Genomic DNA, 23005 nt, shown 5'->3' with positions numbered 1-23005 from the left:
ACACAATTTTATTATGAAGTTTCTACAATTAATTCTCATTTTGATTAGCTCTTTTGCTTTTGCACAAGAAAAATATTCGATTACAGGATATATTTCATCAGAAAAAGAGTCAAAAACAATTCACGCAAAAGTTATTTTATACGATGAATTTCAAAATGTTATTCAAACAATTGAAACTGAAAATTCTAAATTTAACTTTGAAAATTTAGAACCTAAAATCTATTTAATTTCTGTTATTTATGACAATAATATTCAAGATGAAGAACCTTTTTATTTGAACGAAAATAAAACATTTCACTTAAACATTGATGAAACTGTACAAATTGATGAAGTTATAATCAATGGAAAAAAAGAAACTTTCAAAATAGAAAATGGCAATTATAATATTGATGTCGCCAATTCAAATTTTAATAAACTTGCTACAACTAAAGAATTATTTTCAAAATTACCAAGCGTCATGTTAGGCGCAGATCAAGAAACATTGACAATTATTGGAAAAGGAAACCCTTTGTTGTATTTGGACGATCAACAAGTTGATTTTTCTACCATTTCGAGTTTAGCAATTGAGGACATAAAATCGATTGAAATTATCAAAAACCCTTCTGCTAAATATGAAGCAAATGGAAAATCTGTCGTAAAAATTAATCTAAAGAAAAGTAAAAAAGAAGGTTTAAAATTGACTTTACAAGAAACATTATCGTTCAAAAGAAAGTTTAATAATTATTTCAATTCGACTTTTCAAATTCGTAAAAATAAAAGCGAATTTAAACTGAACGCATCTTATAATCAACTAAATCCATGGGAAGGAAATGGATTCGATTATCACATAAAAGACAAAAATATTCAGTCCAATTATTTCATAAAATCGCAAACGAAACGTCCACATTTTATTGTAAACACAAGCTTTTTTCAGGAATTAAATGAATCTGGAGATTATTTTTCGTTTGCTATTAATTCAAATTTGAGAAAAGATAAAGGTTTGCTTGAAACCAAAACAGAATATACCGAAAACAATGAAAATCAATCTATTTTAACGTTAAATGATAATGAAAATCATCGAAATTTTGTGAATACTTTGGTGAATTACAATAAAAATATTAAGTCAATCGATGCAAGTATTTTAACAGGTTTACAATACACGATTTATAACACAGGAACAACATATGATTTTTACAATAAGATTAATGAGAATGATGTCGAATACAATCAATCGCGCTATCAAAAATATCGTCTTAAGGTTTTTGCAGGAAAATTTGATGTAGAGAAAAAGTTTGAATCTGATCAAAAAATTGAATTTGGAGGACGTTTTACGCATGCAAAATCTGAGACGAATAATGAAACATTTTTTCCTCAACAATCATCAGAAGAATTTCTTTATAATTTCAAAGAACTGAATCTTTCCGCCTATTTGCAATACACTAAAAATTATGAAAAATGGAATTATAAAGCTGGATTAAGAACAGAAACGACTAATTCTAAAGGTTTTGATGAAATAAAACAACTTTCGGATATTGATAAAAAATACATCGATTGGTTTCCGAATGCAGAAATTAATTACACTTTTGATAATAAAAATGCGTTAACAATTTACTATAAACGTACGATTGACAGACCGAATTACAGCAATCTTTCTTCTGGGAATTTGTACGGAAGTCCTTATATCGAATACAGTGGAAATTTTAATATTTTACCTACTTACACCGACACATTTTCAGCGAATTATTCATTAAAAAAATGGAACATGAATGTGACGTATTATCAAAGTAAAAATCCGATGAATTATACGTTGATTTATGATGATGTGAGAAATATTTCAACATTTACAACGATTAATTTTGAAAAAGAAAAAAACATTTCTGTTGCTTTGGATGTTCCATTCGAATATAAATTTTGGTCAACACAAATTAGTTTAGCTATGATTCATAGTAAAATAATTGATGAAAAAGCTGTGTTAAAAAAATCGATTCCGTATATCTATTTATACTCTAATCACAATTTTAAATTGGGAAAAGATTTCAACTTTATGGTTGATGGATATTGGTTAAGTAAACGAACTGAAGGAATTTATGATCGAAATTCTCAAGTTATCGTTAATCTTGGATTGACAAAATCATACAAAAACTTTGATTTTTCTATTCGTTTCAATGATTTATTCAAACAAATGAAATTTAGCCAAACATTGAATTATGATAAAATAAGTTCTAAAAATCTATTTTTAGTCGATTATCAAGAACTAACAGTTGGAGTTAAATATAATTTTGGCCGATTGAATAAAACCATCTCGAAAGAGAATAAAGTAAATGAAGAGGAAGGTAGAATTAGGTAATCTAAACTTATAAACCAAAAAAGCCATTCTTTCGAATGGCTTTCAATTTATGGATTGTTAGAATGTTTTTATGTATTACAATTCTAAAGCTCTTTTAACGTCACCTCCCATTAATACGTTTAATGGATCTTCTACCGCTTCTTTAACAGCAACTAAGAATCCTACAGATTCGCGTCCGTCGATGATACGGTGGTCATAAGATAAAGCAACATACATCATTGGAGCGATAACAATTTGTCCGTTTTTAACAACTGGACGCTCAACGATATTGTGCATTCCTAAGATACCTGATTGAGGTGGGTTGATGATTGGTGTAGACATCATAGATCCAAATACACCACCATTAGTGATTGTAAATGTACCTCCTGTCATTTCATCAACAGAAATTTTTCCGTCACGTACTTTGATTGCTAAATCTTTGATAGATTGCTCAACACCACGGAAAGTTAAGTTTTCTGCATTACGTACAACTGGCACCATTAAACCTTTTGGTCCTGATACTGCAACAGAAACGTCAGCAAAGTCAAATTTTACTTGGTAGTCACCGTCAATCATAGAGTTTACGTCTGGGTATAACTCTAATGCGCGTGTAACTGCTTTTGTAAAGAAAGACATGAATCCTAAACCAACACCGTGTTTAGCTTTGAATTCGTCTTTATATTGGTTACGTAAAGCAAAAATTGCAGACATATCAACTTCGTTGAATGTAGTTAACATTGCAGTTTCATTTTTAACAGAAACTAAACGTTGTGCAATTTTACGACGTAATGATGATAATTTTTTCTCTGATTGAGCACGAGTTCCTTGAGTAGAAGTTCCCATTGCTGGTGTAAAACGAGCTGCATCATCTTGAGTGATACGTCCGTCACGTCCTGAACCTTTTACTTGAGAAGCATCGATACCTTTTTCGTCTAAAACTTTTTTAGCCGCTGGAGATGGAGTTCCCGTAGCGTAAGTTGCAGCTGGAGCAGCAGGTGCTGGCGTAGCAACTGGAGCTGGAGCAGCTTTTACTTCTTCTTTAACCTCAGCTTTTGGTGCTTCTGCAGCTGGAGCGCTTCCTCCTTCTGGTTTAGCAGCTGATGTATCAATAAGACAAACAACTTGTCCTACTTCTACAACATCACCTTCTTCCGCTTTCAAAGTGATAATTCCACTTTCTTCTGCTGGTAATTCTAATGTTGCTTTATCTGAGTCAACCTCAGCAATTGCTTGGTCTTTTTCTACGTAATCACCGTCTTTTACTAACCACGTAGCGATCTCTACTTCTGTGATTGATTCCCCTGGTGATGGGACTTTCATTTCTAACATATCTATTAGCTTTATTTTTTAATTGAATACTTTATTAATTACCTCTTCGTAAATTGCAGCCCAACGTTTACTTGAACCTGGTGCTGTTGCAGCACTTTCTGCTGGAGAAACTACGTCGAATGGATATTTTCTTAACTTACGTAAGATATACATCCAAGCTCCCATATTTTCTGGTTCTTCTTGTGCCCAAACCAATTTAGCATTACCAAATTTAGAGATGATAGCATCTACTTTTTCTTCATTTAAAGGATATAATTGCTCTAAACGAATAATTGCAGTTTCTTTATCACCTAATTCTTGGCGTTTTTTGTCTAAATCGTAGTAGATTTTTCCTGAACAGAAAACTACTTTTTTCACTTTTTTCGCATCTACTGTTACATCTTCGATGATTTCTTGGAAACCTCCATTTGCGAAATCTGCTAATGATGATACTGCTGATGGATGACGTAATAATGATTTTGGTGACATTACAACCAATGGTTTGCGGTAATCTGTTACAACCTGTCTTCTTAATGCGTGGAAGAAGTTAGCTGGAGTTGTGATATTTGCAACAAACATATTGTTACCAGCACACATTTGTAAGAAACGCTCTAAACGTGCTGAAGAGTGCTCTGCTCCTTGCCCTTCATATCCATGAGGCAATAACATTACTAAACCATTTTGTAATTTCCATTTATCTTCTGCTGCAGAAATATATTGGTCGATTACGATTTGCGCTCCATTCACGAAATCTCCAAATTGAGCTTCCCAAATAGTTAACGCTTTAGGATTTGCCATTGCATATCCATAATCAAAACCTAAAACTGCATACTCAGATAATAATGAATTATAGATTCTTAATTGACCTTGTTCATTATTGATATGGTTTAATAAGATAATTTCTTCTTCTGTGTCTTCAGTTTTTACAACCGCATGACGGTGAGAGAAAGTTCCACGTTCTACATCTTCCCCAGAAACACGCACGTTACGTCCGTCTGTTAAGATAGAACCGAAAGCTAAAGCTTCTCCTAATCCCCAGTCAATTTTATCTTCCTCAATCATTTTTCCACGTCCTTCAATTAAACGAGAAACTTTTTTGATTAATTTTTTACCTTCAGGAACTGTAGAAACAGCTTTTGCAATTTCTTTTAATTTTGCTTCGTCGTAAGAAGTATTTGCTTGTTCAAAAACTTTTGCATCATCAGCAATTTCAAATCCTTCCCACTCTTCTGGCATGAAAGGGAAAATGTGATTACGCTCAATTTCTTTAGAAGCTTCGAAATTCGTTTCTAATAGAGCTTTAAATTCTGCTTCTTTTTGTTTAACGATTTCTTCTCCTATTACACCTTCTTTTAATAATTTATCCTTGTAAATTTCACGAGGATTTGGGTGTTTAGCGATTAAGTTATATAATTTAGGTTGAGTGAATTTTGGTTCATCACCTTCGTTATGTCCATATTTACGGTATCCTAATAAATCGATGAATACATCAGAACCGAATTCTGCACGATAATCTGCTGCAAAACGGAAAGCGTGAACTACCGCTTCTACATCATCAGAATTTACATGCATTACAGGAGACAATGTTACTTTAGCAACATCTGTACAATATGTAGATGTACGCGCATCTAAATAGTTTGTTGTAAACCCAACTTGGTTATTTACCACAACGTGTACTGTACCACCTGTTTTATATCCGTCTAATCCTGCCATTTGAACAACCTCGTAAACGATTCCTTGTCCAGCTACAGCAGCATCACCATGAATTAAGATTGGAATAATTTTAGAATAATCATCTTTGTAATCTTCCTCAACTTTTGCACGTGTAATCCCTTCTACAACTGCATCTACAGTCTCTAAGTGAGATGGATTTGGTGCTAAATTGATTCGGATATCTTTTCCATTCAATGCTTTGATTTGATTTGATGATCCCATGTGATATTTAACATCACCAGCCATTAAATCTGTATCAAAAGCTTTTCCTTCGAATTCTGAAAAGATTTGAGAATATGATTTTCCAAAAATGTTAGCCAAAACATTCAAACGACCACGGTGAGCCATCCCTACGATAACCTCTTGTACGCCGTGATCTGCAGAACGGTTAATCAATGTATCCAAAGCAGGAATTAAAGATTCATTTCCTTCTACTGAGAAACGTTTTTGTCCAACATATTTCGTGTGCATAAAGTTTTCAAAAGCAGTTGCTTCATTCAACTTTTCTAAAACACGTTCTTTCTCCTCCTTAGATAATTTTGGTTGATTCAAGTTTTGGTTTAACCAATTCTGAATCCAATTAATTCTTTGAGGTTCTCTTACATACATATACTCGATTCCGATAGATTCGCAGTACATGTTTTCTAAGTGTCCAATGATTTCACGTAAAGTGATTGGTCCACCAATACCTAAAATTTCACCAGCATTGAATGTCAATCCTAAATCGGCATCTGTCAAACCGAAGTTCTTGATGTCTAATGAAGGTTCAAAAGTTCTACGCGCTCTAACTGGGTTAGTCTTAGTAAACAAATGTCCACGAGAACGGTAAGCATCAATCAAATTGATTACTTTAAATTCTTTCTGTACGTTGTCTGGAACTTGAGATACTACTGCAGGATTAACTACTGCTTGCGTTGTTTGACTAGCTTTGTTAGGAGCTGTTTGTGTTGCTGGTGCAAATAATGGCTCTCCATCATATGTTGCATTCGCAAAGTCATACCCTTGGAAAAAAGCTTTCCAACTTGGTTCAATACTATCCGGATATTGGACGTATTGATCATATAAGTCGCCTATAAACTCTAAATGAGCGGCATTTAAAAACGAAAAACGATCCATAAATTTTACTCTCTATGAGATTTAGCTACAAAAATAAACTATTTAAGGCTTTAAAAAAAATTACTTTCATCATATTTATCTTATCTCGCCATAAAAATATATTATAATCAAATAATCATTACATTTGATATAAATTTAAGAAAGATTTTACATTTAGATGAGAAATTTTCTAACAAAAAAAATAAACAAACGTTGGATTGGCTTCTTTATAATATTTGTGATTTTCGCTATTACAATATGGTCGAGTAACAAAATTGTACAAGAGCTAAAACGTGAAGAACACAAACGTGTAGAGAATTATGCGCGATCGCTAGAGTTGATAAGCTCATCAGAATTTTTAGACCCGAAAACGCAAGATTTTCTATTCAAATTAATTGAAGACAACAAATCAATCCCTGTTGCACTTGTAGACGAAAAAGGCATTATTGTAGACACCAAAAATATTGATGAATCCATCGTAAAAGATTCGGTTCAATTAAAAAAATATGTCAACAAAATGAAATCGTCGGAACAAACAATTGATGTTGAATTAATCGGAACTAAAAATTATGTTTATTTCAAAAATTCAAAACTTCTCAATCAATTACAATATTATCCACTCATCATTATTTTATTGATTTTACTGTTTTTTGGATTTTCGTACTGGTATTTCAAAACAGTTCGTGACACCGAAAAAAGTTATTTATGGGCTGGAATGGCAAAAGAAACGGCACATCAAATTGGTACACCACTTTCTTCGTTGATGGGTTGGGTCGAATTATTGAAATTGGAAGAAATCGATCAAACTTCAGTCATAGAAATTGAAAAAGATGTGGATCGATTGAAACATATTGCCGAACGTTTCTCGAAAATTGGTTCAACTTCTGAACTCAAACAAACTGATATTATTTCAACTTCCAAACAAACAGTGGATTATATTTCGCAACGCATTTCGAAAGGAATTGAATTAAACTTTACTACCGATGTCGATGAATTTAACATCAATCTTAATTCTTCTTTATATAGTTGGGTTATCGAAAATTTGATGAAAAATGCCGCTGATGCAATGCAAAATAAAGGCGTTTTGGATATCGATATAAAAACGAAAGGTAAATTTGTCGAAATTTCTATTGCTGATACAGGTTCTGGAATTCCGACCAAATTGCAGAAAAAGATTTTTCAACCTGGCTTTACTACCAAAAAACGCGGTTGGGGATTGGGATTATCATTAGCAAAACGAATTATCGAAGATTATCACAAAGGAAAAATATTTGTAGCTAAATCATCTAAAGAAACGGGAACTGAGTTTAAGATTTTATTGAAAAAATAATCAGAAATATTACACAAAATCTTGATTATATAATGAGGTATACTTTTTGTGACTTTGTTAGAACGACAACTGTTTTGTAAAATTAATAATTATGAACGCAAAAGATGTATTGAAAGAATTACACGAAAAATATGATTTATAAGACTAGAATTTCTTCTGAAGCTGCCCAAGATATTGAACAAGCTCTTTCTTATTATTCAAACTTTTCTACATCTGCGGCAAAATCTTAAGTTTTGGAAACTTTGGAAATAATCCTTTCTATCAAGTGAACTATAGAAATTTGCGTTCAAAACCTTTTAGATCTTTTCCTTATTTGTTTTTTTTTGAAACTAATGAAGAAGAAAAAACTTTTTTATTTATGCAGTTTTTAATGCGCATAGAAATCCTACAAAATATCCAAAATAAAAAATGAGCTGAAAAGTTTTACTTTCAGCTCATTTTTTTAATATTATTTTCTAATATATCAGTATTAATTACTATTCTTTTACACCAATATAAATCTCAATTTCTGCATCAGCAGGATTTTGAGCTTTTTCGGTGTACAATTCGTAATCATATTTATACGTGCGATTTAGATTTGCATCATCATTCCAAATTTCTGTCCAAGTTTTCCCAACTGCTTCGTGCAATTCTCCTTTGGCAATATATTTTTTGAATGTTTGTGGCTCAAATTCACGACCAACCATACCTTCTGGAATTTCATCTAATGAAGAAACTTCTAAACCAATAATTGTCATATACTTTCCTGTAAAATCACTTTCATAATCTGTGTAAACAGAATAAATATTAGAACTAATTGCATTTGGAATTTTAGCAATTATATTCTCATCGAAAAATTGATGCCACAATTTTCCTAAATCATCAATCGCTTGACTATCATTATTAGACGTTTGAGTCGTTATTCCTATAATTTTCAACTTATTCATTTTTAAGGTTTTTAAAATCCTAAAATCATTTTCGCAATCGAAAAGTAAATCAACAAACCAAAGATATCATTACTTGTTGTGATAAATGGTCCCGTTGCAATAGCAGGATCAACACCATATTTATGCAACATAATTGGAATAAATGTCCCAATCAAACTTGCTAAAATCATCACAATAACTAAAGCTAAAACAATGGTTGAAGAAATTTCGTAGCTTGTGCTCATCAAGAAATGTGTCGCCAATAAAAGTACAAAAGCTAATAATGTACTATTCAATAAAGCTAATAACATTTCTTTTCCTAATCTTTTCCAAATAGAACCCGAAATATTACTATTCGCCAAACCTTGCACAATAATTGCAGAAGATTGCACACCTACATTTCCTGCCATGGCAGCAACAAGCGGCGTAAAAAAGAATAATTGCGGATACAAATTCATCGCATCACTAAAACTTTGCGACACATTAACTGCTACAAAACTACCTACCAAAGCCAATAAAAGCCAAGGCAAACGAGCGCGAGTTAATTTCAATATATTATCATCAGAATCAACATTTTGCGTAATCCCGGCTGCTAATTGATAGTTTTCTTCAGCTTCTTCACGAATCACATCAATCACATCATCCACCGTAATTACACCAACCAAACGCATTAATTCGTCTACAACAGGCACTTCGTACAAATCATATTTTTCGATTACTTTCGCAACCTCCATATCTTTTGTATAGGTCTTTACATATTGGATCTTTTCATTGTAAACATCTGCCACTTTTGTATTTGCAGAAGTCGTCAACAAACGTTTCAAACTCAATGTTCCAAGTAATTTTTCATCTTCATCAACTACATAAATTGAAAAAACTTCTTCAAAATCCTCAGCTTGTTTTCGCATTTGTTTTACTGCTGTGATTACCGACCAGTCTTTGTTGACTTTTATCAACTCTTTTCCCATCAAACCACCAGCCGTATCTTCGTCGTAGCGTAAAAGATCTACAATTTCGCGGGCATGTTCTTGGTCTTCTAATTGTGCAATTACCTCATCTTTCTTTTCATCAGAAAGCTCATTAATGACGTCAACCGCATCATCGGTATCCATCTCATTAATGACATCTTCAGCAATTTCTTTTGCAGTAAGCGTTTTCAGGAATTTGCGACGATCATCCTCTTCTAATTCAAGAAGGATATCAGCAGAAATTTCATTATCGAGTAAATCAATTACAAAAGACTGTTCTTTGGTCGAAAGCTCATCAAACAATTCAGCAATATCAGCAGGGTGCAAATCTTGCAACATCTCCTTAACTGCTTTTGCATTTTGCTGATTAATACTTTCGTTTAAATGTTCAATAAAATCTTTTGTAATTTTTACCTCCATAATCTATTTCATTCTTTTCGTTAACTCAATAAAATCTTCGACAGATAATTGTTCTGCGCGCATATTCAAAAACTCGTGATCGTTTAAATCCTCAGGAATACCCAAAGCTTTCAACGAATTACGAAGCGTTTTTCTTCTTTGTCCAAAACCAGCTTTTACCACTTGAAAAAATCGTTTTTGTTCGACTCCTTCAATTTCTGTTCGGTAGCGTTTCATAATAATAACACCCGATTTCACCTTTGGTGGTGGTGTAAAAACGTGTTCTGGAACAGTGAACAAATATTCACAATGATAATACGCTTGAGCTAAAACAGAAAGTATACCATAATCTTTTGTACCTTTTTTTGATGCAATACGTTCGGCAACTTCTTTCTGAAACATTCCACAAACTTCGGGAACAGTGTAACGCTCTTCTAAAGCTTTAAAAATAATTTGCGAAGATATATTATACGGAAAATTTCCTAAAATAGCAATTTGTTCATCAAACTTTGATGAAAAGTCCATTTTCAAGAAATCTTCGGAATGAATTTTAAATCCTGGGTAAAATGGTTGATAATATTCTTTTAAATATTCGACTGATTCTGTATCAATCTCCACAACCTCTATATTTTTCTTTGCTTGTAAAATATATTTTGTCAACACGCCCATTCCTGGACCAATTTCTAAGACACGATCATAACCTTCCCAAGTTAACCCTTCGGCGATGTCTCGTGCAATATTTTCATCATTCAAAAAATGCTGACCTAAATGTTTTTTAGCTTTTACTTTCAAAAATTCTAAATTTTAAGTTTTCTTTAACCAACTTACCGTAGAATATATACGGAATATCTTTCTTGCGAAATAAGTTTTTTTTATCTTAGCCCCAAAATTAACCCAAATGTCAAAAACGAACGATAAATTTGAGAAAAAAAGACTGCGATCTTCTAACATCACTGTTGTGATTAGTATTTCGCTTGTTTTATTTCTATTAGGTATTTTCGGCTTAATTGTCATTAATGCACAAAGTTACGCAGAACATCTAAAAAGAGAGTTAAAAATCGAGGCATATTTTAAAGATGTCGAAGATCCAAAATTAAAAGATAAGGAGCTTGATTTACAAAAATCTTATATCGATTCGTTGAAAGTGAAGTATCCTTTTGTTGAAGCTACACAGTATATCAGCAAAGAGGATGCAGCTAAAATTGCGAAAAAAGATTTGGGTACAGATGGTAGCGATTTCTTCGAAGAAAGTATTTTCCCTGCATCAGTTCAAATCACATTGAACCCTGCATTAATACAATCAGTTGAACAAATTGATTCTATTAATAAGGTATTGGCAAAAAATCCTATTGTAGACGAAGTAAAAAGTGACAAAGAAGCGATGGTAACAATTTACCACAGCATCAACAAAATTACATTCTGGATTATGATTTTTGCTGTTATTTTCTTAGTGATTGTAGTCATTTTAATTAACAACTCTATCCGTCTGAAAATTTACGCAAAACGTTTCAGCATCAAAACGATGCAATTAGTTGGTGCGCGTAGACGTTTTATTGTAAAACCTTTCTTGATAGAAGCCGCAGTTTTAGGTTTCTTAGCAGCATTTATTGCAGCTGTAGGATTAGGTTTCTTATGGTACATTTTAGCAACAAAAGTTGGTTTAGTACTTTGGAATCCAAGTTTTACTCCACTTATTCTTATTTTAATTGGAATTGGAGTTGTTATTGCCGTTTTCAGTACATTGTTTGCTGCATGGCGTTATTTAAGATTAAAAACTGATCAACTTTATTAATGAAATCAAATTCTATCGATACAACAAAAAAATCAGCATCTACAAATGATGCTGGTTTTACTTTTTTATTTGGAAAAAGAAATTACATTTTCATGGCAATTGGTGTAGCGCTAATTGGTCTTGGATTTTTATTGATGACGGGACACGATGCCAACACAAGACCCGACGGAACATGGGATGCAAATTATTGGAACGACGAAATCTATTCTTTTCGTAGAATTAGATTAGCGCCATTTTTAGTTGTCGTAGGTTTCATCGTCGAGATTTATGCCATTTTAATCAATCCGAATAAAGAAAAATAATGAATACTTTACAAGCAATTATCATTGCTATTATAGAAGGTCTTACAGAATATTTACCGATTTCTTCTACAGCACACATGGGATTCACAGCAGCTTTGATGGGAATGCCAGAAAGTGAATTCTTAAAAATGTTTCAAGTTTCGATACAATTTGGAGCAATTTTATCAATTGTCGTTTTATATTGGAAAAAATTCTTTGACTTCAAAAATTTCAATTTCAATTTTTACATCAAATTAGCTTGTGCGGTTATTCCTGCCCTTATATTAGGAAAATTATTTGATGATAAAATCGAAGCTGTTTTAGGAAATCAAGTTGCTATTTCTGGAATGTTAGTTTTCGGAGGAATCATTTTATTATTTGTAGACAAATGGTTCAAAAATCCTAAAATTAATGATGAAAAAGATATTACATTAAAACAAGCAATTATTATCGGTTTTTGGCAATGTTTAGCGATGATGCCTGGAACTTCTCGTTCTGCTGCTTCTATTATTGGTGGTATGACACAAGGTTTATCGCGTAAAGCAGCTGCAGAATTTTCATTCTTTTTAGCGGTTCCGACAATGTTAGCGGTTACAGTTTATTCTGTTTTTGTGAAAACTTGGGGAGAAGATACAGCAACACCAATGAAAGGTTACGAAATGATTTTGCAAGATCAAAACCATATTATATTATTTGTAATTGGGAATGTTGTCGCATTTATTGTGGCATTAATCGCAGTAAAAACATTTATCGCAGTTTTAACAAAATACGGTTTCAAATTTTGGGGTTGGTACAGAATTATCATCGGTATTATTTTACTGATTTATTTCTCATACAATTCTCCAACACAAGCAGAAAAAGACAATGCCGCTTCAGTAGAAACTACAATGATTCAGCACAAATAAGATGAACGTAGAAAAAATACAAGAAGGTCACGTTTTTTTGATTGATAAACCACTTGATTGGACATCTTTTGATGTCGTGAACAAAATTCGTTGGAACATTAGAAAAGCATATAATTTAAAGAAAATAAAAGTTGGGCACGCTGGAACTTTAGATCCTAAAGCGACTGGACTTTTATTGGTTTGTACAGGAAAGTGGACAAAACGCATTGATGAATTTCAGGCGCAAGAAAAGACCTATACTGGTACAATCAAATTAGGTGTTACAACACCAACGTATGATTTGGAATCGGAAGAAGATCAAACTTTTCCTACAGAACATATTACAGAAGAAATCATTCACGAAGCAACGAAACAATTTATAGGAGAAATTGAACAATTTCCACCAATGCATTCAGCGGTAAAAGTTGATGGAAAACGTTTGTATGAATTGGCTCGAGAAGGTCAAGAAATAGAAATTAAAGCACGTAAAATTACCATTCACGATTTTAAAATTACAACTATCAATTTACCTTTTGTTGATTTTGAAGTGAATTGTAGCAAAGGAACCTATATTCGTTCTTTGGCTTTTGATTTTGGAAAAGCAGTCAATTCTGGTGGATATTTAACAGCACTTCGTCGTACAAAAATTGGTGAATTTGATGTCATCAATGCTGAAAATTTCGCTTTAGAAAAAAGTTATTTTGAAGAAGAAAATACAACAGAAGAAGTATAAAATTAAAAAAGCTTGAACAAATGTTCAAGCTTTTTAATTATAAAGTGATTAATACTTTATTTATTTCGTCGCTCACTAATTTTGGCTTTTGCATCACCATAATATGTGTTCCGCCTTCTATTTGTATTGCATCTTTGATATATTCAATCGGAAAAACAATATCTTTTGTACCATGAATATGTGTAATATTTTCTTCATGATAAGCTGTAGAATGTTCCCAGTTTACAATCTTATGAATCGACCAACTTAAATATTCTTTGTTTCGAAACTCAAAAATATCGTCAATATTATCTTTTTCTCGATCAGTATAATATAATTTTCGCATCATCATGTACGAAAATGTCCGATCCGAAGTTAAGAAACTCATCGGAATTATTTTATGTGCATTAATAGAAGCCGAGAATCGAAATAACTTCGGAAGCTCTGCCCTATTCTTCACTGTCGAAATCAGAAATGTATGTTTTGGATTAATAAAACGATTCATTTCCTGCACAATTATTCCACCAAAAGATAATCCCATCAAAAGAAAATCTTCTGTGGGATTTATTTTATCTAATAATCTTTCGGTATAATGAGCCAAAGTTTCATCTTTCTCTGGATCTAACCAAGGAATATAAACTTGCTCAAAATCTTGTTCCAAGCGTAGATTTCGAAAAGCATTTGCGTTTGCGCCTAATCCACTTACTTGATAAATTTTCATACCTTAATTTATAATATATCTTTTTTCTTTGAGTAATCTGTTGGACGAACTCCAATTACTTTTTGGAATGTATTACTAAATGTTGGTAAACTATTGTAACCAACCATTGTCGAAATTTCACTGATTGAATACGTATTATCAATTAACAATTGTAAAGCGCGTAACATTCTTAAAATAGTGAAATATTGAACAAATGTCATATTCAAATCTTTTTGGAATAATCGTGATAATGATCGTTCAGAGAAACCGAATTCGGCTGTAATTTTCTTCATTGTAATCGAAGAATCCATATTATCATCTAAGAATTGAACGATTTTTTTCAGACGTTCATCGTGTGGTAATGGAAGAGCTAATCGTAAACTACTTTTGCTTACTTTAGGTAATATTTCTTTAAAAGCTTGTGCAATTACATATTCGCTTCTGTTTTCTGGAACAATATCTCCTTTCCATTGGTTAGAAAATAATAAAAGCTCTAACAACAATCCATCAGCAGGATAGATTCCTACTTTTTTATAAAACGAATTATCACTTTCATTAATAGGGAAATATAAATTTCTCATAATCACCTCTGGTGTATTTGGGTGTATACTATGTTCCACATGAGGCGGTATCCACATATAGTGTCTTGCAGGTAAATAAAAAGTATCTTTTCCTATTTTTACATAAACTATTCCTCCCTCACAATAAAGAAATTGCGCTTTGTTATGTTTATGTTCTACCACGTATGCTTCCGAAATTTCCTTATGGTAACAGAAAATTGAGGTTGGTAATTTGTCAATTTCGGTTAGGTAATATCGTGTTTCGAACTTATTATCCAAATGTATATTCATAGTTTCTTTAATCTGCGAACTAATATAATAATTTATTTGATATGATGTATAATGTACACAAATAAAAATGTCCGAAATAGATAATTATTTGACTATTTTTAATATTAACTTTTTATTAATTAGTCCAATATTTGTAATTCCCCTCGTTCAGAAGGGAACAATTATTGAATAGTATTAGAAAGAAAAAGTTGCATTATGTTGGAAAGAATAAAATTAACTGACTTACAGTCAAAAGTAATGACAGCAGAGGAGTCTGCCAAATTTTTTGAAGATGGAATGACTGTTGGTTCTAGTGGTTTTACAAGAGGAGGCGATACAAAAGTTGTATTAAAAGCTGTTGCGGAGCGTGCCAAATCTGAAAATTTAAAAATCACTTTAGTAACAGGAGCTTCATTAGGACATGGTACAGACGCAGCTTTAGTAGAAAGTGGAGCATTAAAAAAACGTTTACCATTCCAAGTAGACACTGTAATGCGTAAAAATATAAATGCAGGTAATGTTTTATTTATCGATCAGCATTTAGGAGAAACTGCTGAACATATTTTAGATGGACAATTTAAAATTAATTTAGGTGTTTTAGAAGTTGCTGAAATTTTAGAAGATGGTTCTTTAGTACCTACAACTTCTATCGGTAATAATGCAGAAATTGCTGCAAATGCAGACAAATTAATCATTGAGATTAACACGTCTATCCCTACAAATATAAAAGGTATTCACGATATTTATAGTGTAGAAGAATATGGAAAACGTACACCAATTAACATCACTGCTTGTGATACAAAAATTGGAACAGAAACAATAAAAGTAGATCCTTCTAAAATTGTTGGAATTGTTTTTCACGACATTCAAGATGCTCCAGGAGACATTCAACCAGCTGATGAAGCGACTGCTGCAATTGCTCAAAACATTGTGAAATTCTTCGAAAATGAAGTTGAAGAAGGTCGTCTTACAAAATCATTAATGCCATTACAATGTGGTATTGGTAAAGTTGCAAACGCTGTTTTAGGTGGTTTAGAACATTCTGATTTTGAAGATTTAGTAATGTACTCAGAAGTTTTACAAGATTCTACATTTGACTTAATTGATTCTGGAAAAATGAAGTTTGCTTCGGCATCTTCTATGACAGTTTCTCAAGAATGTTATGACCGTGTTATAGGAAACATCGACAATTATAAAGATAAAATTGTTTTACGTCCTCAATCTATTTCTAACTCTGCCGAAGTTATTCGTCGTTTAGGAATTATTGGAATCAATACATCTTTAGAGTGTGATATTTATGGTAACGTAAACTCAACTCATGTTTCTGGTACACACATGATGAATGGTATTGGAGGTTCTGGAGATTTTGCTCGTAATGCATTTATCTCAATCTTTGTTACTGCTTCTATCGCAAAAGGTGGAAATATTTCGTCTATCGTTCCGATGGTTTCTCATCACGATCACACAGAACATGATGTAGATATTATTGTTACAGAGCAAGGTTTAGCCGATTTAAGAGGTTTAGCACCACGCGAAAGAGCTATCGAAATTATCAACAACTGTGTTCATCCAGATTATAAAGGTGAATTATTATCTTATTTCGAAAGAGCTTGTGTAGAAAGAGGTGGTCAAACGCCACATATCTTAGAAGAAGCGTTCTCTTGGCACACAAGATTGAAACAAACAGGTTCTATGAAAAAAGAAGAATTATTAGTTTTGAATCACTAGAATAATAAATAATAAGACTATACTTTTTCAAAAAGCATAATTCAGAATTTCTGAATTGTGCTTTTTTTGTGAAATAATGTAACTTTGTTAGAAGTCTAAGAAACATGAAAAAAATACTTTTAATAACACTACCATTGACAACTTTTTTTGCGTGTCAATCTAATCAAAACGAAAATCAAAATTTAGAACAAATTGATAAAAAATCGGCTCGCGAAGTTGTATTGACAACCGAAACTAAAGGCGACTCTGTTTTACATATTACCAAACAAAAAATTTGGTCAAACGATTTGATGATTGCAGAAAAAGTAGATACTTTGATTACGCACAAACAATATACACCTACCGATTCTACCAAAATTCCTATTTACGTAACCATTCAATAATCTATCATGAATAAAAGAGAAAAAAGAGCAAGTAAAGTCGTGACTTTAGTGTTAATTTCTTCGGTTCTTAGTTCGTGTATGAATCGTGAAGAAGCGCCTGTTACGAACAATGCACAAAAGGTATATATGCGTGCAGATTCTACTGCTCCTTACACAGATGTTACGTCAAATTATGCATCTCATTCTGGTGGTTCGCATCACGGTGGAATGGGAAGTTCGTTGCTTTGGTTTATGGCTTTTCGTAGCTTAACTGGCAGCGGAATGGGCTATGCAAGTCAAGGTTTGCATCAACAGTCTAACGTCGGAACAAACGCAGCAAAAGCGCAAGCGTATAAAAGTCAAACTGTTCGCGGTGGATTCGGAAAATCTGCTTCTTCTCGTTCAGTTTCATCTTAAACAAATTTTATGCAATTAAAAAGAATAAAAGCTGACGAAAACTGGCAAGAAAGGTTAGAAAATATTGGCTTTGGCTATCATACAGACGAAAATAAACAAACCTATTGGGTAGAAGATTATTACTATTCTATTTCGGAAAAAGAAGCGGATAAAATCTTTGAAGCGACAAACGAATTGTGGGAAATGTGCTTGAATGCTGTCGAACATGTGATTCAAAATAATCGTTTGGACGAATTTAAAATTCCAAAATTTATTCAACCTTATTTGATTGATACATGGGAAAATGATGCGCCAAGTATTTATGGACGTTTTGATTTTGCTTACGATAATGATCAATTGAAAATGTTAGAATTCAATGCTGATACACCTACTTCGTTGTTTGAATGTGGTGTTGTACAATGGTTTTGGATGGAAAATTATTTTGGAGAAACAAAAGATCAATTCAATTCTGTTCACGATAAATTAATTGAAACATGGAAAATGTTAAAACCTTATTTGAAAGGTGAAACCTTGCATTTTTCTTGCGTGAGAGAATCGTTAGAAGATTTGACGAATATCGAATATATCAGAGATTGTGCGATACAAGCCGGAATTAATACCAAATTAATTTACGTTGACGAAATCGGTTGGAATAATGTCAATTTTGTTGATTTAGAAGAAAAACCAATTACAGATATTTTCAAGCTTTATCCGTGGGAATGGATGATGAACGAGTTGTTTGCATACAACATCAAAAATGATGAAATCAACGCAAATTGGATAGAACCTGCTTGGAAAATGATTCTTTCGAACAAAGCTATTTTACCAATTTTATGGGAATTGTATCCAGATCATCCATTATTATTAGAAGCTTATACAGATTCACCAAAAGAGATGAAGAATTATGTCAAAAAACCATTGTTATCACGTGAAGGCGCAAATATAGAAGTTGTAAAAAACGGAACTATTTCGGAGCAAACTTCAGGAGAATATGGTGAAGAAGGTTTTATTTATCAAGCTTTGGCTAATTTACATCATGAAGAAACAGGTTATACCATTATCGGAAGTTGGATTATTGGGCAAGAATCGTGTGGAATTACGTTCCGCGAAAGTGACCAATTTATTACAACCGATAAAAGTCGTTTTGTTCCGCATATTATTGAGTAAAATATTTAAAACCAAAAAGTCTAATTCCACTTCGAATTAGACTTTTTTTAGTTTAAACAAAATCAAACAATTACCTTAAAAATTGCAAATAGTTTAAAAATTAATAGGTTTCATCATATTTTATTTATAAATTATAAAAAGATTTTATTAAAATGTTTTATCAATTAAAGGTTTAAGAAATAAAACGTTAGATAATTTTTTACGAATCAAAACCAACTAAATACAAACTAAAAAGTAGAAATATGGATTTTTTAGATGATTTGTTTAACTCTTCAACCCTTCCCTCAGAGCGCATTTCGCGTATGCTCGAAGAAGATTTGTTTTGGCAAATTATAGAAAATTCTTTGCTCAATGCCAATAATTTGCAAGATCAAGAAAAGGCTTTGGAACAAGAATTAGAAGATCTAACTGCCGAGGATATTATTGGTTTTCAACTTCGATTAGAGTTCTACTCCTATTCATTACATTCGCCTGAAATATGGTGTGCAGCTTGTATTATGAATGATGATACAGATCCAACACATTTCTATTATTTCAAAAATTGGATTATTTCGCAAGGACAAGAATTGTTTGAAAAGGCAATTTTGAATCCTGATAATTTAGCTGATTATTTTAACGAAGGCTTCAACGAAGATGATTTATATGAATTTGAAGATTTTCATTTAATCGCTGATGATGTTTTCTACGAAAAATTCGAACACAAGATTATTGACTTTGTAGACAAAGAATGTTTTAAATTTTATACTGAAAAATCTCCAAAACCTGAGTTTGATTGGGATGACGAAAATTTAACCAATTTGCAAATCATTTGTCCAAGATTATTCAAAGTTTTTATCGAAGATTATTCTCCAGACGACGACGAAATGGAAGATGATTTTGATGATGAAGACGAGTTTTTATAATGATAAAATTTAATACCCATTTTATTCCATCAAGGGAAGATAGTGCTCTAAGGAAAATTGCCACATTAATTTCAGTAGTTGCCTATTTCTTTTTTATATTAATAGGATATAGCGCTTTCAATTATTTTTTAATTTCTGGACTTATTATAGTTCAACTTTATTTTATAATTAGTAATAGTAAAGAGTCTTATGAATTTAATAACAACAGACTTATTTATACTAATTTAGTATATAAGAAAGCGATAGATTTCACAAGCTATAGTATTACAAATGGTGAATATAAAGATTCTTATAAAAGGAAATCTAATGGACAATTAATTCAATTGTATGCTGATAATAAAATAGTTTGTCGTATTAAAGAAGTTCATAATAAATATGTGTTTGATGAGATTCTATCTTATTTAAAAACTAATTATCCTGAGATAAAAAAGAATGAAGATTTTGAAATAAGTTTTGTAGAAAAAGAATATATTATAATTACATCATTGATTTTCTCCTCTTTAATAATATTTATTTTATCTTTTAGCATAGAAAATTATCAGCCTGATAAAATACAAGAATACAAAACCATTAAAGGTCATATGGCTTATCAGCCAGAAATAGATTTTAGTGGAAAAAGGAAAAATCGAAAAGAATATTTAATCTTTAAATTAAAAGAATATCCTCAAATAAATTTCAATTTACAATATGAAAATTTCAATAAAATTAATGGATATGAATTTGTTAAAACAAATCATCAAAATAATTTGATTGAATTCGAAATTTTTAAAGAAGACAATGATTACAATATCAAAAAACTGGCACAACCTTATTTTTATTCTCATTTAAATAATAAGAAAATAATATCAATACAAGCTTTAAAATATCAAAATAAAGAGTTAATACAAATCGATTTTTCAAATAAATTTCAAGGGCGATTTGATTTATTACTAATGTGTTTAGGAGTATTATTGATTGTATTGATTACATATAATATTTATTGCATAACAAGAATTTTAAAATAAAAAAAGGAACTCAAATTTGAGTTCCTTTACTATTTTGATTAAGAATATTCTTATCCTAAAACTTTTGCTACTGTAGCTCCGATATCAGCAGGAGATGCAACAACGTGGATTCCACATTCTTCCATAATTGCCATTTTAGCTTGTGCTGTATCATCAGCTCCACCTACGATAGCTCCAGCGTGTCCCATTGTACGACCTTTTGGTGCAGTTTGTCCTGCAATAAATCCTACAACTGGTTTAGTTCCATTTGCTTTAATCCAACGAGCAGCCTCAGCTTCTAATTGTCCACCAATTTCACCAATCATTACGATACACTCAGTTTCTGGGTCATTCATAAATAATTCAACAGCTTCTTTTGTTGTAGTTCCAATAATTGGATCTCCACCAATTCCAATTGCTGTAGAAATTCCGTAACCAGCTTTTACTACTTGGTCAGCAGCTTCGTAAGTTAAAGTTCCTGATTTAGAAACGATACCAACTTTACCTTTTTTGAAAATGAAACCTGGCATAATACCAACTTTAGCTTCCTCAGAAGTGATAACACCAGGACAGTTAGGTCCGATTAATGTTACATCTCTTTGGTCAACATAAGCTTGTACTTTTACCATATCTTCTACTGGAATACCTTCTGTAATACAAATAATTACTTTGATACCTGCTTCTGCAGCTTCCATTACAGCGTCAGCAGCGAATGCTGGTGGAACGAAAATAATAGAAACGTCTGCTCCTGCTTGATCAACAGCATCTTTTACTGTGTTAAAAATTGGTAACCCTAAGTGAGTTTGTCCTCCTTTTCCTGGAGTTACGCCACCTACTACTTGTGTTCCATATTCAATCATTTGCTCAGCATGAAAAGTTCCTTCTTTCCCTGTGAAACCTTGAACGATTATTTTTGAATCTTTGTTTACTAATACAGACATTGTGATTTTTAATTTACACAAATATAAAAGGAGTTTTGCATTTTAAAAAATATTCAATGTAAAAAATACACTAAATCTTTATTGGAACAGGACAAAAAAGGATAAGATATTTATCATAAAAAAAGCCGACCAAACGGTCGGCTATAAAATATTTTCTATAGATAATTTTATTTTCTCTTGTAATCGCGAACCATTATCTCTGTGACAGCCATTTTTTTATACAATCCTCGAGCCTCTTCAGCTGGATAACCAAAATATGTTTTTCCTCCTTCCAGAGATTTACTAACTCCTGCTTGTGCTAATAATACCGCTTTTGTACCGATTGTTACACCACTTGTAATCCCAACTTGTCCCCAAATAGAAACTTCGTCTTCTACATTTACACAACCAGCAATTCCAACTTGCGAAGCAATCAAACATTTTTTACCAATAATTGTATCGTGACCAATCTGAATTAAATTATCCATTATTGTTCCTTCACCAATAATTGTAGAAGCAGAAACTCCTCTATCTATCGTACAATTCGCACCAATTTCTACATTATTTTCGATGATAACATTTCCGACAGATTTTAAACGATCAAAACCTGTTTCGCGGTTTTTGTAGTAAAATGCATCAGCTCCTAAAACTGTTCCCGAACGAATAATTACATTATCTCCGATAATTGCATAATCATTGATTGAAACATTAGAATGAATCACACAATTTTTTCCAATTTTGACATGATTTCCTATAAATGCGCCTGGCTGAATAATTGTTCCTTCACCTATTTCTGCAGAATCAGAAATTTGTTTTGTAGCAGCTTCAAACGCCATAAAATGTTGTCCAATTTTGACAAAATCACGGAAAGGATCATCAGAAATCAACAAAGCTTTTCCTTCTGGACAATCAACTTCTTTGTTTATCAAAACAATTGTAGCATTCGATTGTAACGCTTTATCATAATATTTTGGATGATCAACAAAAACTATATCTCCCGCTTCTACACGGTGAATTTCATTGATTCCTTCTACTGGAAAATTTTCGTCTCCAATAAATTTTGCATCGATAATTGATGCTATATCTTTTAATTGATGTGTTTGTGGAAATTTCATCTTTCTCTCCTTTTAAAAAGTCTACAAATATAAAAATAAAGAATCCGTCTCACAACAAAATTTGAGGCGGATTTTTTATTTCGGTAAAATGTATATTATTTTGGAAAATAGAAAAAGTTGTCCTCTTTAGGCAACTTTCTTTCTTAGATTGTGTGCTAAAGCGTGTAAACCGAACTCCAATTCTACTTTTTTCAGACCTTTGAGGGTAAA

At 32.1% G+C, this 23005-nt stretch carries 21 protein-coding genes; 12 read left to right on the top strand and 9 right to left on the bottom strand.

The window, feature by feature from the left end; all coding sequences use genetic code 11:
• Positions 1–13: 13 nt before the first annotated feature.
• The gene (locus tag G0Q09_RS06155) at positions 14–2326 is read left to right on the top strand and encodes an outer membrane beta-barrel family protein (RefSeq protein ID WP_219034290.1); all 2313 of its coding nucleotides are present in this window, start codon (positions 14–16) and stop codon (positions 2324–2326) included.
• A gap of 75 nt (positions 2327–2401) precedes the next feature.
• On the opposite strand, the gene odhB is transcribed toward G0Q09_RS06155, so the two are convergent.
• Both odhB and G0Q09_RS06145 read right to left on the bottom strand, forming a co-directional pair.
• Positions 2402–3634 (bottom strand): 2-oxoglutarate dehydrogenase complex dihydrolipoyllysine-residue succinyltransferase, encoded by a 1233-nt coding sequence (odhB, locus tag G0Q09_RS06150; protein WP_219034289.1) that lies wholly within the window; start codon positions 3632–3634, stop codon positions 2402–2404.
• An 18-nt stretch (positions 3635–3652) separates the two neighbouring features.
• Positions 3653–6442: a 2-oxoglutarate dehydrogenase E1 component gene (locus tag G0Q09_RS06145; protein WP_219034288.1), complete on the bottom strand. Its 2790-nt coding sequence runs from the start codon at positions 6440–6442 to the stop codon at positions 3653–3655.
• Positions 6443–6599: 157 nt separating this feature from the next.
• Here G0Q09_RS06145 and G0Q09_RS06140 point away from each other — a divergent pair, with 157 nt between their 5' ends.
• On the top strand, positions 6600–7751 hold the full coding sequence (locus G0Q09_RS06140; RefSeq protein ID WP_219034287.1) for a sensor histidine kinase: 1152 nt from the start codon (positions 6600–6602) through the stop codon (positions 7749–7751).
• Positions 7752–8227: 476 nt separating this feature from the next.
• Here the strand turns inward: G0Q09_RS06140 and G0Q09_RS06135 are convergent, their stop codons facing one another.
• Genes G0Q09_RS06135 through rsmA form a run of 3 tightly spaced genes read right to left on the bottom strand, consistent with a single transcriptional unit; the run spans position 8228 to position 10815 of the window.
• A complete protein-coding gene (locus G0Q09_RS06135; protein WP_219034286.1) occupies positions 8228–8677 on the bottom strand; it encodes a GyrI-like domain-containing protein in 450 nt (149 codons plus the stop codon).
• Positions 8678–8688: 11 nt separating this feature from the next.
• Positions 8689–10044, bottom strand: coding sequence for a magnesium transporter (gene mgtE, locus G0Q09_RS06130; protein WP_219034285.1), 1356 nt, complete (start codon positions 10042–10044; stop codon positions 8689–8691).
• Between the two features lie 3 nt (positions 10045–10047).
• The gene (rsmA, locus tag G0Q09_RS06125; protein ID WP_038332430.1) at positions 10048–10815 is read right to left on the bottom strand and encodes a 16S rRNA (adenine(1518)-N(6)/adenine(1519)-N(6))-dimethyltransferase RsmA; all 768 of its coding nucleotides are present in this window, start codon (positions 10813–10815) and stop codon (positions 10048–10050) included.
• A gap of 106 nt (positions 10816–10921) precedes the next feature.
• Here rsmA and G0Q09_RS06120 point away from each other — a divergent pair, with 106 nt between their 5' ends.
• From G0Q09_RS06120 to truB, 4 genes are read left to right on the top strand one after another with little or no spacing between them, the layout of a single operon-like run.
• Positions 10922–11815: a cell division protein FtsX gene (locus tag G0Q09_RS06120; protein WP_219034284.1), complete on the top strand. Its 894-nt coding sequence runs from the start codon at positions 10922–10924 to the stop codon at positions 11813–11815.
• Positions 11815–12117, top strand: coding sequence for a DUF3098 domain-containing protein (locus tag G0Q09_RS06115; RefSeq protein WP_052217597.1), 303 nt, complete (start codon positions 11815–11817; stop codon positions 12115–12117). The genes G0Q09_RS06120 and G0Q09_RS06115 overlap by 1 nt, the downstream gene beginning before the upstream one ends.
• Positions 12117–13001, top strand: coding sequence for an undecaprenyl-diphosphate phosphatase (locus tag G0Q09_RS06110; protein WP_219034283.1), 885 nt, complete (start codon positions 12117–12119; stop codon positions 12999–13001). The genes G0Q09_RS06115 and G0Q09_RS06110 overlap by 1 nt, the downstream gene beginning before the upstream one ends.
• Before the next feature lies 1 nt (position 13002).
• Positions 13003–13713, top strand: coding sequence for a tRNA pseudouridine(55) synthase TruB (gene truB / locus G0Q09_RS06105; protein WP_219034282.1), 711 nt, complete (start codon positions 13003–13005; stop codon positions 13711–13713).
• A gap of 37 nt (positions 13714–13750) precedes the next feature.
• Here truB and G0Q09_RS06100 read toward each other — a convergent pair whose 3' ends face one another.
• Complete coding sequence (locus G0Q09_RS06100; protein WP_114999497.1) at positions 13751–14413, bottom strand: alpha/beta fold hydrolase; 663 nt, start codon at positions 14411–14413, stop codon at positions 13751–13753.
• Between the two features lie 8 nt (positions 14414–14421).
• Entirely contained in the window at positions 14422–15243 is an 822-nt protein-coding gene (locus G0Q09_RS06095; RefSeq protein WP_180906175.1) for an AraC family transcriptional regulator, read from the bottom strand.
• Between the two features lie 195 nt (positions 15244–15438).
• Here G0Q09_RS06095 and scpC point away from each other — a divergent pair, with 195 nt between their 5' ends.
• The 6 genes from scpC (at position 15439) to G0Q09_RS06065 (ending at position 20781) form a co-directional block, all read left to right on the top strand.
• Entirely contained in the window at positions 15439–16950 is a 1512-nt protein-coding gene (gene scpC, locus G0Q09_RS06090) for a succinyl-CoA:acetate CoA-transferase ScpC (RefSeq protein ID WP_219034281.1), read from the top strand.
• A gap of 104 nt (positions 16951–17054) precedes the next feature.
• Positions 17055–17333, top strand: coding sequence for a hypothetical protein (locus G0Q09_RS06085; protein ID WP_038337307.1), 279 nt, complete (start codon positions 17055–17057; stop codon positions 17331–17333).
• A gap of 6 nt (positions 17334–17339) precedes the next feature.
• A complete protein-coding gene (locus G0Q09_RS06080) occupies positions 17340–17729 on the top strand; it encodes a hypothetical protein (RefSeq protein ID WP_219034280.1) in 390 nt (129 codons plus the stop codon).
• Between the two features lie 9 nt (positions 17730–17738).
• On the top strand, positions 17739–18875 hold the full coding sequence (locus tag G0Q09_RS06075) for a glutathionylspermidine synthase family protein (protein ID WP_219034279.1): 1137 nt from the start codon (positions 17739–17741) through the stop codon (positions 18873–18875).
• Positions 18876–19117: 242 nt separating this feature from the next.
• Positions 19118–19777: a DUF4240 domain-containing protein gene (locus tag G0Q09_RS06070; protein WP_219034278.1), complete on the top strand. Its 660-nt coding sequence runs from the start codon at positions 19118–19120 to the stop codon at positions 19775–19777.
• Positions 19777–20781 (top strand): hypothetical protein, encoded by a 1005-nt coding sequence (locus G0Q09_RS06065; protein ID WP_219034277.1) that lies wholly within the window; start codon positions 19777–19779, stop codon positions 20779–20781. The genes G0Q09_RS06070 and G0Q09_RS06065 overlap by 1 nt, the downstream gene beginning before the upstream one ends.
• Positions 20782–20831: 50 nt before the next feature.
• Here the strand turns inward: G0Q09_RS06065 and sucD are convergent, their stop codons facing one another.
• Together sucD and G0Q09_RS06055 are read right to left on the bottom strand one after the other, a co-directional pair.
• Positions 20832–21701: a succinate--CoA ligase subunit alpha gene (sucD, locus tag G0Q09_RS06060; RefSeq protein ID WP_038337297.1), complete on the bottom strand. Its 870-nt coding sequence runs from the start codon at positions 21699–21701 to the stop codon at positions 20832–20834.
• Positions 21702–21868: 167 nt separating this feature from the next.
• Positions 21869–22795, bottom strand: coding sequence for a UDP-3-O-(3-hydroxymyristoyl)glucosamine N-acyltransferase (locus G0Q09_RS06055; RefSeq protein WP_114999484.1), 927 nt, complete (start codon positions 22793–22795; stop codon positions 21869–21871).
• Between the last annotated feature and the right edge of the window lie 210 nt (positions 22796–23005).

The sequence above is a fragment of the Empedobacter falsenii genome (assembly GCF_019308355.1).
In the GTDB taxonomy this organism is placed as follows: Bacteria; Bacteroidota; Bacteroidia; order Flavobacteriales; family Weeksellaceae; genus Empedobacter; species Empedobacter falsenii_B.
Note: the sequence above shows the minus strand (reverse complement) of the source record. Positions and strands in the feature narration are given on the sequence as shown.

Bases quoted from the DNA above. Each gene is read 5' to 3' on its own strand.
- G0Q09_RS06140 (WP_219034287.1), top strand. From the start codon at position 6,600: ATGAGAAATTTTCTAACAAAAAAAATAAACAAACGTTGGATTGGCTTC.
- sucD (WP_038337297.1), bottom strand. From the start codon at position 21,701: ATGTCTGTATTAGTAAACAAAGATTCAAAAATAATCGTTCAAGGTTTC.
- G0Q09_RS06065 (WP_219034277.1), top strand. From the start codon at position 19,777: ATGATAAAATTTAATACCCATTTTATTCCATCAAGGGAAGATAGTGCT.
- G0Q09_RS06135 (WP_219034286.1), bottom strand. From the start codon at position 8,677: ATGAATAAGTTGAAAATTATAGGAATAACGACTCAAACGTCTAATAAT.
- G0Q09_RS06055 (WP_114999484.1), bottom strand. From the start codon at position 22,795: ATGAAATTTCCACAAACACATCAATTAAAAGATATAGCATCAATTATC.
- G0Q09_RS06080 (WP_219034280.1), top strand. From the start codon at position 17,340: ATGAATAAAAGAGAAAAAAGAGCAAGTAAAGTCGTGACTTTAGTGTTA.
- G0Q09_RS06120 (WP_219034284.1), top strand. From the start codon at position 10,922: ATGTCAAAAACGAACGATAAATTTGAGAAAAAAAGACTGCGATCTTCT.
- G0Q09_RS06085 (WP_038337307.1), top strand. From the start codon at position 17,055: ATGAAAAAAATACTTTTAATAACACTACCATTGACAACTTTTTTTGCG.
- odhB (WP_219034289.1), bottom strand. From the start codon at position 3,634: ATGTTAGAAATGAAAGTCCCATCACCAGGGGAATCAATCACAGAAGTA.
- G0Q09_RS06115 (WP_052217597.1), top strand. From the start codon at position 11,815: ATGAAATCAAATTCTATCGATACAACAAAAAAATCAGCATCTACAAAT.
- mgtE (WP_219034285.1), bottom strand. From the start codon at position 10,044: ATGGAGGTAAAAATTACAAAAGATTTTATTGAACATTTAAACGAAAGT.
- scpC (WP_219034281.1), top strand. From the start codon at position 15,439: ATGTTGGAAAGAATAAAATTAACTGACTTACAGTCAAAAGTAATGACA.
- G0Q09_RS06145 (WP_219034288.1), bottom strand. From the start codon at position 6,442: ATGGATCGTTTTTCGTTTTTAAATGCCGCTCATTTAGAGTTTATAGGC.
- G0Q09_RS06070 (WP_219034278.1), top strand. From the start codon at position 19,118: ATGGATTTTTTAGATGATTTGTTTAACTCTTCAACCCTTCCCTCAGAG.
- G0Q09_RS06075 (WP_219034279.1), top strand. From the start codon at position 17,739: ATGCAATTAAAAAGAATAAAAGCTGACGAAAACTGGCAAGAAAGGTTA.
- G0Q09_RS06110 (WP_219034283.1), top strand. From the start codon at position 12,117: ATGAATACTTTACAAGCAATTATCATTGCTATTATAGAAGGTCTTACA.
- G0Q09_RS06155 (WP_219034290.1), top strand. From the start codon at position 14: ATGAAGTTTCTACAATTAATTCTCATTTTGATTAGCTCTTTTGCTTTT.
- G0Q09_RS06095 (WP_180906175.1), bottom strand. From the start codon at position 15,243: ATGAATATACATTTGGATAATAAGTTCGAAACACGATATTACCTAACC.
- G0Q09_RS06100 (WP_114999497.1), bottom strand. From the start codon at position 14,413: ATGAAAATTTATCAAGTAAGTGGATTAGGCGCAAACGCAAATGCTTTT.
- truB (WP_219034282.1), top strand. From the start codon at position 13,003: ATGAACGTAGAAAAAATACAAGAAGGTCACGTTTTTTTGATTGATAAA.